Source organism: Solimicrobium silvestre (genome assembly GCF_002976435.1).
Taxonomy (GTDB): Bacteria; Pseudomonadota; Gammaproteobacteria; order Burkholderiales; family Burkholderiaceae_D; genus Solimicrobium; species Solimicrobium silvestre.
In genome coordinates, this window is sequence record NZ_PUGF01000019.1 from 14,513 (window position 1) to 29,199 (window position 14,687).

A 14,687-nucleotide genomic window follows, 5' to 3' on the forward strand; every position below is an offset into this window, starting at 1 on the left:
CTAGGTTTAGGTATCATTTTTCCAATTCCGTTATTACAGCTTCACAGATTCAATTCAGGAGGGTCATCATGAAATGGGTCGGAATGTATGTCATTGGATTTTTTATTTTGATTTGCGGCCTTCTGGTGGCGCTCTGGAAATTGGATATTCTGGCTTCAATCGGCACAACGTGGATCGTAATAGCGGTTGTAATCGCGGTTGGCATTGACATCATAGTTTCGGTATCCCAAAGCGATATCAATCGAAAATGAACCATCCGCGCTCAGCATCGCATTTTGTCCGTGACGCACAAACGAAGCGCGCTCATTACGCAATTCTTAACTACCAGCAAGCCTGATCTTAGACAGCCAAAACAACCATCCCAGAATGTTATTTGTTGAAATTGGTACGGAGAATGATTTTGATCAGCAAACTCTACTATGCAGCCGCGCTACTGACCGTCGTAATTCTTGGCGGGTGTGCTTCTCTGCCTCCAGGCGCGGACTTTCCAAAAAACACATCGACAGCATTTGAGCATCCGGAAAATACGCTACTTGGCAAGAATTTCGACAAAGCAGCTCATGCAAATGCAGGTAACTCCGGATTTCGCATCATTCCAGTAGGAGCGGATGGATTTTTGATGAGAATGCAAATGATCAAGGCTGCGGAACACACTCTTGACCTGCAATATTACATTTTCCACGGTGACGAAACGGGCCGTTTACTAACCGGCGCGATATTAAGCGCGGCTGACCGCGGGGTGCGTGTACGCATATTAATTGACGACGGCGAAACAGTTGATGGCGACGAGCAGATTTCAGTACTTGAAGCGCATCCTTCAATCGAGATCCGGATATTCAATCCCTTCAACTATCGCGGGCATATTCAATTTTTTCGAGCTACTGAGTTTATGTTCAATGCTGCTCGGCTTGACTACAGAATGCATAACAAACTACTTGTTATAGATAATTCAATTGCACTCATGGGTGGACGCAACATAGGAGATCAATACTTTCAAATTGACCCTGAATCTCAATTTGCAGATGATGATCTGTTTGCCGCCGGCCCGATTACTCAACACCTCTCAATGACCTTCGATGAATACTGGAACAATGCTCTATCAATACCAGTCAAGGCGCTTTCAAGCGAAACGCATTCACTGTTGGCATTAAACGATCACCGCCAAGAATTAAAAGAAGAAAGTCGTCAGTTGAAGGCCGATGGGGTTGACTATGTAAAGCAGATTGCTACCGGCGAACCTTTTAACGGGATTATTTCCGGTCGCTTGCCCTTGATCTGGGCGCACGCACAATTGGTTTACGACAGCCCCGACAAGAAAAAAGTAGAAAGCGGTGCGATGGTGGGCAGACTAATGCAGCGCGAAGTGGCCAATGCGACGATCGAAGTGCAATCTGAGTTACTGATGATAACGCCGTACCTGATTCCGGGCAAAGAAGGAATGCAGTTATTCAAGGATCTGCGCCAGCGCCATGTTCATGTGCGTATTCTGACCAACTCGCTTGAATCATCAGCAATGCTGCTAGCGCAGGCTGGCTATATGCATTACCGAAAACCGCTACTTGAAGATGGTGTGGAACTTTATGAAATTCGCGCTCTTTTGGAGAACAGTAAAGGTAGTGGTCAAACACCGGTCATATCGCGCTATGGAAATTACTCATTACATGGAAAGCTCTTTGTATTAGATCGAAAAAGGTTGTTCATCGGCTCAATGAACTTCGATCAACGCTCAATGCATCTCAATACGGAAATTGGGCTGATCATCGACAGCCCCGAGCTCGCTCAACAAGTTGCAGCGCGCTTTGAAGCAATGGTGCAACCGGGAAATGCATACAGACTGACATTGAGTACTGATAATGCCGCAAGTCAAAATATTGTTTGGCATACGCAAATAAATAAAGAACCCGTTGAATACGATATAGAACCTGCGCGGACAAATTGGCAACGATTCAAAGTTACTATTTTATCGTTGCTTCCGCTGGATAGTGAGCTTTGAGAAATTAGTGAATAGTTAAAATAGTTAATTTAATACTGATGATGAAATATAGAAGTAAATCCGGATGCCGACGTTAAATTGCCCCATAGTCCAACGCTGAACTGCCTCACATTCATAAAGCGCCCCTTCGCAAGTACTGACAATCGGTTTTGATCCCCTACCCGAAGCATCAGCATTTCATCGCTAGCATATTCCTATGCGGCAGATTCACCGCAAACCGCCGTAACAACACCACTTGCCAATTCGCTTTACTTTCAATATAGTTTCTCGATTGCAAAGAATATCAGCGCCTTGCAGGTTAAGGTTATCGCCAACAACACCCCCATGAAGACAAAACCAACTATGCACAACACAAATCCAGCGCGCCGTGCCGCTATCACTAAACTAGCTATTGGCCTTACCGGTGCCTGGTTGGCGCCACAATTAGTGCTGGCACAGGAACAATTCGTGGCAGGCAAAGATTACCAGGCGATAGCGACTCCATTTGCAACCGAAGTAGCGGCTGGCAAGATCGAGGTGCGCGAGTTTTTTGGTTATTGGTGTCCGCATTGCAATGCATTCGACCCACACCTGAATGAATGGGCTGGCAAACAAAAATCCGATGTTGCGCTCACTCATACGCCTTGGGCCTGGCAAGAATCGCAAATTCCCTTTCAACGGCTGTTTTATGCGTTAGAAGTAGCCGGGAAAGAAAAAGAATTACGCAGCAAGGTTTTTGAAAGCATGTTCAAAGACCATCTCCGTCTTGAATCCGTTGACGCGCAAGTTGATTGGGCCAGTAAACATGGCATTGATGCGCAGCAATTCCGCGCTCTGCTTGACTCGTTTTCTGTAGTAACCAACCTACGCAAGGGAACACAGTTAGCAAAAACGGCTGGTATTAAGGGCGTTCCATCCTTGGTTATCAACGGTAAATACCTGGTTACTAACGACGACAACCCACTCGGAACGATGGATTACCTGATCAATCTGGAACGCAAACTTGCCTCAAATAAAGCTAAATAAACGCATTATTTCCAGCGCACGCTAACCAGGCAACCAGCCCTATTCCTTTATTGCAAGGAGCAGGGCTGTCAACGAATTACGCCATACCGTGCTACACCATTTAAAAAGACGCAACGTCTGGTTAAATACCGATTGAATTATTACAAACCTTGCAAAAACAATATTTATTCAAATATTACTCATTAGAATCACTTTCCCAATAAGTCAGATTTACCAGAAAGCTGTCAAAAATCAGCAACTAAACTTGCGTAAACTGGGTTTGTTTGAAAATTGCCGCTTAGGTATTCTTAGTTTGCATGCGAATCAAGAACGTCGCTGCGCGGGAGAGCGGATGAGTCACTCAAGCTCCTCCCGTCTATAAAAATCAGCACTATCAAATTAGTGATGGCGGTTATCCGTCTAAACCAAGGTAATGTATGTTGAAAAAAAATACCCAACACGAAAAAGTTAGCCATCGTAAGCCAGTTGTATTGATGTCGATGGGCGCACAAGAACGCAAAGGCCATGACTATCAGGTGATGACCGTCAAATATATCAAGCCCTTAGCTGAACATGCCGGTTGCGTTCCCCTACTTGCCCCAACTTGCTGCGGCAGTGAAGATATTGAACAGTATTTATCGATGGTAGATGGCGTCTACCTCACCGGTGCAGGTAGCAATATTGATCCGGCGCTCTACGGGCAAGAAAACTTAACGCCAGATAAACAGCAAGACCCTAATCGCGACAACTTTGATATTCCCTTAATTCATGCAGCACTAAAAATGGGCTTACCTATTTTTGCTATCTGTCGCGGCATGCAAGAGCTCAACGTGGCTCTGGGCGGTGATCTTCATCAAAAACTTTACGCCGAACCCAACATGCTTGACCATCGTGAAGATGGTGATGAATCGGTGGATGAGCAATATGCCGATGCGCACCAAGTGCGTCTGGTTTCCAATAGTTGGCTTTCTAAGCTACTTGAAGCAGAAGAAATTCCGGTGAATTCGCTACATGGTCAGAGTATTAAAACCTTAGGGGCGGGAGTTCAAGTTTTGGCTCACGCGGAAGACGGCGCTATTGAAGCAATTCATTTACCGGAGGTGGAGCAATTTACTTTGGGAGTGCAATGGCATCCAGAATGGAAGGCGGCGCAAAATCCGAATTCAATAAAAATATTTGCCGCTTTTGGTGATGCTTGCCGCTTGCAAGTTCAGGCTCGTTCGTAGCATTTTTTTTGATTTACTCCTTAGAATCACAACATGAAACCAGTTTTAATCATCCAGCAAGTAGTACTTGATACCGCAGATTACTTTATCGATTTTTTAGCAACGCAAAACATCCCATTTGAGCTTCGCCAAATGCACGCTGGCGAGTTACCGCCCGCCTCCATTTTTGGCTACTCTGGTTACTGCATGTTGGGCGGCCCGATGAGCGTCAACGATGAAGAAAATTTTCCTTATCTGCGCCAACAAAAAGCCTTGGTACGTGAAGCACTGGCGGCAGGTGTTCCGATGATCGGGCATTGTTTAGGCGGCCAGTTAATGAGTACTGCGCTAGGTGGCACCGTGACGACAACGGCATTGCCGGAAATAGGTTGGAGTTCAATCCAGGTAACCGACACGCAAGCTGCGCAAGACTGGTTTGGTGGTCACAGCACGTTTGATATGTTCCAGTGGCATAACGAAACCTTCTCCATTCCCCACGGTGCCAAGCTGATCGCCAGCAGCGCCCATTGCCCGCATCAGGCTTTTATTATTGGCGACAAACACATCGCCATGCAGTTTCATTGCGAAGTGAAGCACAGCAAAGTCCGGCATTGGGCAATAGAAGAAAAAGCCGATATTGACGCACTACAGCATTTAGCCAGCGTGCAATCATCTGACTCTATTGTGGAAACGCTGAACCAACGCATTCCGGCCAGCAATGCCATGGCCCATATTATTTATAGCCGCTGGATTCGATCTTTGACGGATATCTAATAACTATTTCCTGAATTACGCAAACGAACTATTCAATCCCAAGGTGTTTTATGTCTTCAATTCCACATGCGGCTTCTTACTATGCCGACTCAGCCAACCCATCGCCAGATCGACCATCGCTGCTAGCCGCAATTGAAGCCGACATTTGTATTATCGGTGCCGGTTATACCGGTTTAAGTGCTGGCCTTCATTTGGCTGAAGCCGGTTTTAAAGTGGTGATATTGGAACAGGCTAAAGTCGGCTGGGGTGCGTCTGGTCGTAATGGCGGCCAGATTGTGCATAGCTATTCGCGTGACATTGATGTGATTGAAGCCAATTACGGTAAAGAGAATGCTAAGCCTTTAGCTGAAATGATGTTTGAAGGCGCAAAAATAATCCGTGAGCGCGTTACTAAATATAATATTCAGTGTGATTTAAAAACTGGCGGCGTGTATGCGGCATTGACCAAGAAAAAAATCAACGCGCTCGAAGAGCAAAAAGCATTATGGGAAAAATGGGGCAATACCGATTTAACCTTGATTGATAACCGTGACGAGATCAAAAGCGTTGTCAACACCGATCGTTATCAGGCAATTTTAGTAGATAAATCCGGCGGGCATTTTCACCCATTAAATCTGACCTTAGGGGAAGCCGCCGCAATTGAACAGCATGGCGGCGTGATTTATGAAAACAGTGCTGTCATCAACATTGAACGCGGTACAAATCCGGTAGTACATACCGCGCTGGGTCAGGTTAAAGCCAAATTTGTGATTGTGGCATGCAACGCGTACATCGGCGACCTTGAACCTAAATTAGCCAAAATGGCTATGCCATGCGGTACGCAAGTCATTACCACGGAACCGTTAGGACGGCTTGCAGATGAACTCATTCCATCCGATTACTGCGTGGAAGATAATAATTTCCTGCTTGATTACTACCGCTTATCGGGCGACAAACGCTTAATTTTTGGCGGCGGTGTGATTTACGGTGCGCGTGATCCCTCCCACATCGAGGCTATTCTTCGCCCTAATATGTGCAAAGTTTTTCCGCAACTTAAAAACGTCAAGATTGATTACAGCTGGACGGGCAACTTCTTGCTGACGTTATCGCGCATGCCGGAAGTCGGTAAATTATCCGACAACATTTATTACTCACAAGGCTGCTCAGGACACGGCATAACCTTCACGCATTTAATCGGACGCTTGCTGTCAGAAGCGATTCGGGGCCAGGCTGAACGATTCTCAGCCTTTGAACGTTTGCCGCATTATCCTTTCCCAGGTGGGCGTTTATTCCGAGTTCCACTCACCGCCATGGGCGCGGCCTGGTACGATTTACGGGATCGTTTAGGCGTTTAACTAATGGCTTACCGAAGTAGAAAATACGTTTAGCACGACTACTCCGGCAACAATCAGCGCAACGCCAATCACACCCGGCAAATCCAATTTTTGCTGATAAAGAAAATAACTAACAACGACAATTAACACCACGCCTATGCCTGACCACAAGGCATAGGCAATGCCCACCGAGATCGTTTTTAGGGTGAGTGATAGAAAGTAAAACGCGATGCAATAACCAACTATTACCACCAGCGAAGGGATCAAACGCTGAAAACCGTCACTGGCTTTTAAAAATGAAGTGGCAATCACTTCGGCGAGAATGGCAACGCCAAGATAAACATAGTGCATAACGGCATCTTTCTGGATGAATTAGATTAAACTAGACTGATTTGAAAACTAGCAGTGTAACCTTAGCCAAGTATGCCAAACCGACCTTCCACAGTGTTTATTTTTCCGTCCATTAAATTAGAAAAATTCGGTTCGCCTTTAGTGCAATGGATATTGATCTTCATTTTGAGTCTGGCATTTGCATCAGGCGCAATCACCGGTTATTTTGAAGCACGTCACGCGCTTGAGCCGCTCTGGTCTGACTATGCGACCAACATTTTATTAATCATTCTCACGCTTAGCTGGTATCACGTTGACAGCAATGATCGGCGCTATGACCGTAATATCTGGCTAAATATGCTGATACTTGGCCTCGCCATCATCGGCATTCCCTTCTACCTGATCCGTAGTCGAGTTCAAGGTAAAAAGCTCGCCGCCATCGGCTGGCTAATCGTTTTTACATGCCTATTTACGAGTTTAAATTTGCTGGGAACAGCATTGATGGGCTGGTTGGTGTAAAGCAATAACGGGAAGTCATTGAATACGTTAACAGTTTTCAAAAATAGGGGGAGTATATAAAACACCCCCTTATTTATTAATGCCGTTCAGATAAGCGAATAAACTGTGTAACGTCATTCCCGCGCAGGTGCACGAAGGAAGTGCCATTACTGTTCAATTTATGAGCTCTTGGATTCCCGCCTGCGCGGGAATGACGTTAATGAAGGAATAGCTTTTTAACGTGTAGAGCTTAACTGAACGGCATTACCCCTTATTCCTACTATTTTTAACTAGAATTCACCGCATTGTTTCTATTCTTTGCTTCATACATCGCAGCATCTGCGGCCTTAAGAATTGTGTCAGGATCGTCTTCATTGAAGAATAACTTGATCCCGATGCTGGCAGATCCTTGATGCATGATTTCACCAAACACATACTCCGTATTCAACACATTGTGAATCTTGTCTGCCACGAACTCAGCATATTCCTGTGCTTGCTCGAACTGTGAGTTCAACTCCATCAACAGCACAACAAATTCATCGCCGCCGAGGCGCGCGACGGTGTCCGACTCACGCACGACATGCGTTAAGCGCTTGGCGACTTCGATCAGCAGTTGATCGCCCGCATTATGTCCATGGGTATCATTCAAGACTTTGAACTTATTCAGGTCGAGAAATAACACCGCCGCATGGCTGTTATGACGTTTGTTAACGCGTATCGCCTGCCCTATCCTGTCCATGAGCAGACGGCGGTTTGGAAGGCCTGTCAACGCATCATGGAAGGCTTGCTCACGCAGTTCATCTTCAAGCCGCTTGCGCGTGGTGATGTCGCGAAACACCACAGTAGCCGCATGGCCGCCACCTTGCAGATTCAAAATCGGACTGACCGTGTATTCAACGGGAAAACAGGAACCGTCTCTCTTCCAGAACACGTCATTGTCAATATGCCTCACCTGCCCATCTTGCAAGGTGGCATAAATTGGGCAATCCTCAACAGGAAAGTCGCTGCGATCAGCATGATGATGGTGAATGGTTGCGTGGGCCATCCGCCCAAGAATATTATCGTCCTGCCACCCAAGCATGACTAAGGATGCGTCATTCTCAAGAAGGATAATTCCTTTTTCATTCACCACATGAACACCTTCCTTCATTGAGCGAAGAATATTTTCCAACATTGAGTTAATGCGCTTGATCTCCGTCAAATCAACAAACTGGATCAGCAGATGCGTTGCGTCATGAAGTTGAGTCGGTAGAATCCGGCATTCCGCGATAATGTCTTTGCCAAACGCGGTCATCATGCGCACTTCGCATTTCTGCAGGCTGTTATTGGTGAGCGCGGCCAGGCAGCCATCCAACAAGCCGGATGTTTGCCAAGTGGTGATATGCCGGAAATTTTTAGAAAGCAATACTTCGCTCGATGCGCCAACCAACTGAGTCAGAGCCTCGTTGACTTTGACGCATTGTCCGTCTACGGTATACACCCCAATTGGGAGTGGCGAATTCAACAAAATAGCCTCGTTGAACTTAAGCACCTCCGTCAGTTTATCGGTCGTGGCTTCAAGATCGCCGATGACGTTTAGCTTGCGTATCTGCTCCCGATAAATCAGGTAGAAACTCAATAAAATGATCGAAGCAAAAAAACCGGTAACTATCCATGCTTTTTTAACTTCAAGCTGCCAATTGGACAGCGCATCATCGATAGATAGGCCGACAATCAGGCTCATTGCTTGTCCGGAAATTCGCTGAAAATAAAACGAGCGTTCAACGTGATCGAGGACCGAATTCGTTATATAAGAGCCGGACTGTGCGCCAGCCTTATCCAGTGCTTCCAGGGTCGGCGAGTTAATCTTGCTGCCCATGATTTGCATATCCTGCTTGCCATGTGCATAACGGACAATCACATTCATGTGATTATCTCTAAGCACGAAGGCGTCATTTTCGTTGAGCTTCATTTCTTTACCGGAAAGTCGCTCAGTCATTCCATCCAGTGCAATGGAACCATACACAATTCCACCGAATTGACCATCTGGCAAATTAAATCGGCGCGCACAGATCAGCACCCATTTTTTGCTGTAACGCCCCATAACCGGTTCGGAAATCACCATTCCAGCATCAGGATTAATCATAAGTTGTAAAAAATACTCACGATCGGCCACATTGACTTTTTCGGATCGGTTTCCTTTTATGCCAAATATCACATCTCCCGATGCGTTAGTCGCACTTAACAAGATCAGTGATGGAACTCTACTCTGCAATTCAAGCAACTCCGCATTAAGTTCACGACCATCAAAACCTTTAGATTGCTGCTGCCGAATATGATCTGTCGCAGCGAGTAGAGTGAGATTGATATTCTGGAAGGAGCCAGCAATACTTGCGGCTAACGTTGCGCCTAAATCTTGCGCACTTAACCGGGTACGCTCCAACTGCTGTTCACGACTGGCTTGCAAGCTGTTTAATTGAAAAACAATAGCTAGGGCGATCAGTATCAGGGGCGTGGCAATTTGCAAAAAAAGGCTGGTTCTGGTAGTGGAATTCAACCATAAACTCAGGGTTGATTTTGCATGCATTTTAATTTTCCCGGTTGTTGATTCCAAGATAATTAGGAGCGCCAATGTCTAAACTGACAATCCTCCAAGGGGATGCATAATCAACCCCGCGCCCTGTAAAGTAAATGATGCAAGCGGCGGGAAAATATTAAAACAACATGATGATGAGTCGATTATCAGAAAAATCGTGACATTACCCATGCCGGACGAACGCCCGGTTATTTATACAGCATAGTTCCATCACTAGCTGTCTGCAAGAAAGCTGAGGCTTAAAATTGCCACATACCACGAGAAATAGTGTTTTTATATCAATATAATCGATTGGCAAAGGTGGCTACTTTTTGCCATTGAGGTATCACATTGACCCAAAAGCTAAAAAAAAATGGTAGCCGTTACTTTGGCTACCATTTCAAACAAACTAACAAAAAAACTAACCAACTCTTAATAAATTAAAACGCCGCAATCCCGGTTTGCGCACGGCCTAAAATCAAGGCATGAATATCGTGAGTACCTTCGTAGGTATTAACTACTTCCAGATTCACTAAATGACGGGCAATGCCGAATTCATCAGAGATACCATTCCCGCCCAACATATCACGCGCCATACGGGCGATATCCAATGATTTTCCGCATGAATTACGCTTCATGATGGACGTAATTTCAACTGCTGCAGTACCTTCGTCTTTCATCCGCCCTAAACGCAAACAACCTTGCAAAGCAAGCGTAATTTCAGTTTGCATATCAGCCAGTTTTTTCTGGATTAACTGGTTAGCCGCCAACGGGCGACCGAATTGTTTTCTGTCCATGGTGTATTGACGCGCCATATGCCAGCAGAATTCTGCCGCGCCTAAAGCACCCCAGGCGATGCCGAAACGGGCTGAGTTTAAGCAGGTAAATGGGCCTTTTAAACCTTCCACATTCGGCATTAAATTTTCTTCAGGGACAAATACTTCATCCATCACGATTTCACCGGTGATAGAAGCGCGTAAACCGACTTTGCCGTGAATAGCTGGAGCAGTTAAACCTTTCCAGCCTTTTTCCAGAATAAAGCCGCGAATCCGTCCGTCGTCAGTTTTAGCCCACACCACAAATACATCAGCAATAGGGCTATTGGTAATCCACATTTTTGAACCGGATAAAGCATATCCACCAGGCACCGACTTGGCGCGTGTCACCATGCTGCCAGGGTCTGAGCCGTGGTTAGGCTCGGTTAAACCAAAACAGCCGATGTATTCACCGGTGGCTAATTTTGGTAAGTATTTTTGTTTTTGCGCTTCGCTGCCAAATTCATTAATTGGTACCATGACCAAGGAACTTTGCACACTCATCATTGAGCGATAGCCGGAATCGATCCGTTCTACTTCGCGTGCGACCAAACCGTAGCAAACATAATTCATGCCCGCGCCACCGTATTCGACGGGGATAGTGGAACCTAATAAACCGAGTTCGCCCATTTCGCGGAAAATCGCAGGATCAGTTTGTTCATGACGGAATGCTTCCAGCACCCGTGGTGCTAAACGCTCAGAACAATAGGCTTGCGCTGCATCACGCACCATGCGCTCTTCATCGGTGAGCTGTGCATTGAGTAACAGTGGATCGTCCCAGTGGAAAGCTACTTTTGACATACTTGTTTCCTTATATTATTAATTAAGCGTAGTGAATTAAGTGTGAGTCTTCTATTCTGGCACAACTGCCGTCACTTCGATCTCAACTTTTGCGCGATCTTCTATCAACGCCACGACTTGTACCGCCGTCATACTCGGAAAATGACGCCCAATAATCGCGCGATAGGCTTTGCCAATTTCAGGATAAGCAGCAACGTATTCCACCTTATTTACGACATACCACGTCATTCTGACGATATGTTCCGGTTTGGCACCACCTTCATGCAGTACCGCCACGACATTCTGTAAGGCTTGCCGAACTTGCCCGGCAAAGTCGTCGGTATGGAATTGGCACTGCTCATCCCATCCGATCATGCCACTCACAAATATTTGCCGACCTGTTGCAGAAACGCCATTTGCGTAGCCTTTTGGCGACACCCAATTATCTGGTTGCAAAAATTTCATCATAGTTCTGTTCCTAACACTTCTTTTAAATAAGGCATCATTTTCTGACGCAAAGACACCGGTAGCGAAATCGCTTTGCGGGTTTTCATGTCCATCAACACCAGCACCATTTTAGCCAACACACGTTGCACGGCATCGGGACCCAATAACGCAATTTCAACATGCAGTGAGGTATTACCAACTTTGGTAAGTGATAATTGCGCTTGTAAAATCTCACCTAACTCACTGGGCTTTAAAAAAGAACACTCCACATGTGCGGTCGGCAGACCATAGCCAAGTTGCATGTGCATTTCTCTGAAACTGCTGCCTAAGCCATGCTCGCACCAGTCTTCAATCACGGTATTAAAAAATTCAAAATATCGCGGATAGAAGACAATGCCAGCTGGGTCACAGTGAGCAAAACGAATTTGAATTGGAAGGGTGAATTTCATCTTAGTTTGCTTTACACCTTATTTACTTCACTGAGCAATTCACGCGCAATAATTAATTGCTGCACTTCCGTAGCACCTTCGTAAATACGCAGAGCGCGAATTTCCCTATACAAGCACTCGACAGGGACACCACTGACCACCCCTAAACCACCAAACAGTTGCACAGCCGCGTCGATCACTTGCTGCGCAGTTTCAGTTGCCGTCATTTTTGCCATGGCGGCCTCGCGGGTCACACGCTGCCCCTGATCTCGTTGCCATGCCGCACGATATGTGAGCAGTGCTGAACTATCGATTCCAGTCGCCATTTGCGCCACTTTGGCTTGGGTTAATTGAAAATCAGCCAGTGTTTTACCAAACATCTGACGTTGTTTTACATGCTGCAAAGCTTCATCTAAAGCGCGTCGTGCAAAGCCCAAAGCAGCAGCGGCTACCGAGGTGCGGAACACATCTAAGGTTGCCATCCCCACTTTAAAACCCTGTCCGGCATCGCCTATCCGTTGCGAAGAATGCACGCGGCAATTAGTGAACTTGAGCTTGGCTAAGGGATGCGGGGCAATCACTTGAATACGTTCAGCAACCTGCAAACCGGGATTATCTGCGTCGACAATAAATGCGGAAATGCCGCGTGCGCCGGGCTGCTCCCCAGTGCGTGCAAACACCACGTAAAAGTCGGCAATGCCACCATTTGATATCCAGGTTTTTTCACCGTCCAGGATATAATGTTCGCCCACTAAAGTAGCTTGACACTGCATGGCCGCGACGTCGGAACCGGCTTCCGGCTCAGATAAAGCAAAGGCTGCAATCGCGTGACCTTTGGCTACTTTTGGCAAATAATTAGCGCGTTGCGATTGACTACCAAATAAACTAATTGCGCCAGAACCCAAGCCCTGCATAGCAAAAGCGAAGTCAGCCAAACCGTTATGACGCGCCAGCGTTTCTCTAATCAGGCAAATAACGCGCGTATCAATCTGGTCTGACGTAGCACCATATTCTTTGCCCGCAATCGCATGTTGCAACCAGCCAGCATCACCCAATTGTTTAACCAAAGTTCGACAAGCTTGATCTACATCCGCATGATGCTGCTGGCTTAACGTGGCACTTGCCCATTGATCTAATTGAGCGGCTAATTCTTGATGGCGTGGCTCAAAAAAAGGCCAAGCTAAATAGCTGGTATCAGACATGGTATTCTCCTCACTTAGTTCCCCTCAAATTGTGGCTTTTGTTTCGCTGAAAAAGCATGATAAGCACGGTGAAAATCATTAGTTGCCATACAAATTGCTTGTGCCTGAGCTTCCGCCTCTATTGCCTGATCTACACCCATATTCCATTCTTGTTGCAACATCTTTTTAGTCATGCCGTGCGCAAATGTTGGGCCTCGGCTTAATTCAGCGGCATAGGCCTGCGCTTGCTGCAATACCAAGTCTGGTTCGCAGAGCCGATTAAAAAAACCCCAACGCTCGGCTTCGACACCGGACATAGAGCGCCCCGTATACAACAAATCAGCAGCACGTCCCTGCCCTATCACACGTGGCAATAAAGCACATGCGCCCATGTCACAACCTGCTAAACCGACCCGTGTAAATAAAAACGCAGTCTTACTGCGTTCGGTGCCCAAACGTATGTCTGAAGACAAGGCCAAAATTGCACCGGCTCCAGCGCAAATACCATCCACCGCAGCAATAATCGGCTGCGGACAGGCGCGCATGGCTTTGACTAAATCACCGGTCATTCTGGTAAAACGCAATAAGCTGGGCATATCCAGTTGCGTTAACGGCCCGATGATTTCAAACACATCACCGCCAGAGCAAAAATTGTCGCCTGCACCCACTAACACAACGGCTTTCACATCATCGGCATAGGCTAAATCTAAAAATAGCTGTCGCAATTCCGCATAAGACTCAAACGTGAGCGGGTTTTTCCGCTCAGGGCGATTCAAGGTAATGGTAGCTATCGCTTCATGCACGTTAAAACCAAAATGCTGCGCTTTATAATCTGCCAAAGTTAAATGATTGCCGGGCAGTTGATCGGCTTTTCCAGCTAAATAATTCATTACAAACTCGCTTTCACTTTAGAGAGCAGTTGAATCAGCATGTGCTTTTCTTCAGCCTGCAAACCATGTAACAACTCTTCCACCCATTGCTCATGCACTATCGCCATTTTTTTAAATGAGGTTAAGCCTTCTGGGGTTAATTTGAGACTAAATGAACGACGGTCATTGGCAACCACCACACGTTCGACCAATTTTTCTTTTTCTAATTGATCGGCAATGCCGGTGATATTCCCGCCGGTTACCATCATTCGCTTAGATAATTCACCCATCCGCAATCCTTCTGGGTGACGCACTAATTGCGCCATTAAATCAAAGCGCGGTAGAGTAATATCAAACTCAATCCGCAACCGGCTACGAATTTCGGTTTCTAATTTAACCGTGCTCGATAACATGCGCAACCATAGCCGTAATGACAAATGATGCTCGTCAGTTAATCTGGTTTCTAAGTCAATCGCCGGTTCTGAAGCAGGCTCAGGTAATACGTTCATATTTTTA

At 46.2% G+C, this 14,687-nt stretch carries 15 protein-coding genes; 7 read left to right on the forward strand and 8 right to left on the reverse strand.

Translation table 11 applies throughout. From position 1 onward, the window contains the following. Positions 1 to 68: 68 nt before the first annotated feature. The 6 genes from S2091_RS17500 (at position 69) to S2091_RS17525 (ending at position 6,290) form a co-directional block, all read left to right on the forward strand. Positions 69 to 251 carry a hypothetical protein gene (locus tag S2091_RS17500; RefSeq protein WP_105533250.1) on the forward strand — a complete coding sequence of 61 codons (183 nt, stop codon included), beginning with the start codon at positions 69 to 71 and terminating at the stop codon, positions 249 to 251. 143 nt (positions 252 to 394) lie between these two features. Next, positions 395 to 1,993, forward strand: coding sequence for a phospholipase D family protein (locus tag S2091_RS17505; protein WP_105533251.1), 1,599 nt, complete (start codon positions 395 to 397; stop codon positions 1,991 to 1,993). A 324-nt stretch (positions 1,994 to 2,317) separates the two neighbouring features. Continuing rightward, positions 2,318 to 2,998 carry a thiol:disulfide interchange protein DsbA/DsbL gene (locus tag S2091_RS17510; protein ID WP_105533252.1) on the forward strand — a complete coding sequence of 227 codons (681 nt, stop codon included), beginning with the start codon at positions 2,318 to 2,320 and terminating at the stop codon, positions 2,996 to 2,998. A 416-nt stretch (positions 2,999 to 3,414) separates the two neighbouring features. Continuing rightward, positions 3,415 to 4,203 carry a gamma-glutamyl-gamma-aminobutyrate hydrolase family protein gene (locus S2091_RS17515; protein ID WP_105533253.1) on the forward strand — a complete coding sequence of 263 codons (789 nt, stop codon included), beginning with the start codon at positions 3,415 to 3,417 and terminating at the stop codon, positions 4,201 to 4,203. Between the two features lie 33 nt (positions 4,204 to 4,236). After that, complete coding sequence (locus S2091_RS17520; protein WP_105533254.1) at positions 4,237 to 4,956, forward strand: type 1 glutamine amidotransferase; 720 nt, start codon at positions 4,237 to 4,239, stop codon at positions 4,954 to 4,956. Positions 4,957 to 5,006: 50 nt separating this feature from the next. Then, positions 5,007 to 6,290: an NAD(P)/FAD-dependent oxidoreductase gene (locus S2091_RS17525; RefSeq protein WP_105533255.1), complete on the forward strand. Its 1,284-nt coding sequence runs from the start codon at positions 5,007 to 5,009 to the stop codon at positions 6,288 to 6,290. Here S2091_RS17525 and S2091_RS17530 read toward each other — a convergent pair whose 3' ends face one another. Then, positions 6,291 to 6,620, reverse strand: a complete 330-nt coding sequence (locus S2091_RS17530; RefSeq protein ID WP_105533256.1) for a DMT family transporter — start codon at positions 6,618 to 6,620, stop codon at positions 6,291 to 6,293. A gap of 72 nt (positions 6,621 to 6,692) precedes the next feature. Here S2091_RS17530 and S2091_RS17535 point away from each other — a divergent pair, with 72 nt between their 5' ends. Further along, a complete protein-coding gene (locus S2091_RS17535) occupies positions 6,693 to 7,118 on the forward strand; it encodes a hypothetical protein (protein WP_105533257.1) in 426 nt (141 codons plus the stop codon). A 265-nt stretch (positions 7,119 to 7,383) separates the two neighbouring features. Here the strand turns inward: S2091_RS17535 and S2091_RS17540 are convergent, their stop codons facing one another. From S2091_RS17540 to S2091_RS17570, 7 genes are all read right to left on the reverse strand, one after another. Next, positions 7,384 to 9,663 (reverse strand): diguanylate cyclase domain-containing protein, encoded by a 2,280-nt coding sequence (locus tag S2091_RS17540; RefSeq protein WP_105533258.1) that lies wholly within the window; start codon positions 9,661 to 9,663, stop codon positions 7,384 to 7,386. Positions 9,664 to 10,091: 428 nt separating this feature from the next. Then, positions 10,092 to 11,267, reverse strand: a complete 1,176-nt coding sequence (locus tag S2091_RS17545; protein ID WP_105533259.1) for an acyl-CoA dehydrogenase — start codon at positions 11,265 to 11,267, stop codon at positions 10,092 to 10,094. A gap of 51 nt (positions 11,268 to 11,318) precedes the next feature. Then, a complete protein-coding gene (locus S2091_RS17550; RefSeq protein ID WP_105533317.1) occupies positions 11,319 to 11,711 on the reverse strand; it encodes a RidA family protein in 393 nt (130 codons plus the stop codon). Next, positions 11,711 to 12,142, reverse strand: a complete 432-nt coding sequence (locus S2091_RS17555; protein WP_105533260.1) for an acyl-CoA thioesterase — start codon at positions 12,140 to 12,142, stop codon at positions 11,711 to 11,713. Before S2091_RS17555 ends, S2091_RS17550 begins: the two co-directional genes overlap by 1 nt. Positions 12,143 to 12,153: 11 nt before the next feature. Further along, positions 12,154 to 13,323 (reverse strand): acyl-CoA dehydrogenase family protein, encoded by a 1,170-nt coding sequence (locus S2091_RS17560; protein ID WP_105533261.1) that lies wholly within the window; start codon positions 13,321 to 13,323, stop codon positions 12,154 to 12,156. 14 nt (positions 13,324 to 13,337) lie between these two features. After that, positions 13,338 to 14,192 carry an enoyl-CoA hydratase family protein gene (locus S2091_RS17565; protein ID WP_105533262.1) on the reverse strand — a complete coding sequence of 285 codons (855 nt, stop codon included), beginning with the start codon at positions 14,190 to 14,192 and terminating at the stop codon, positions 13,338 to 13,340. Beyond that, positions 14,192 to 14,680, reverse strand: coding sequence for a MarR family winged helix-turn-helix transcriptional regulator (locus S2091_RS17570; RefSeq protein ID WP_105533263.1), 489 nt, complete (start codon positions 14,678 to 14,680; stop codon positions 14,192 to 14,194). The genes S2091_RS17565 and S2091_RS17570 overlap by 1 nt, the downstream gene beginning before the upstream one ends. Positions 14,681 to 14,687: the final 7 nt, after the last annotated feature.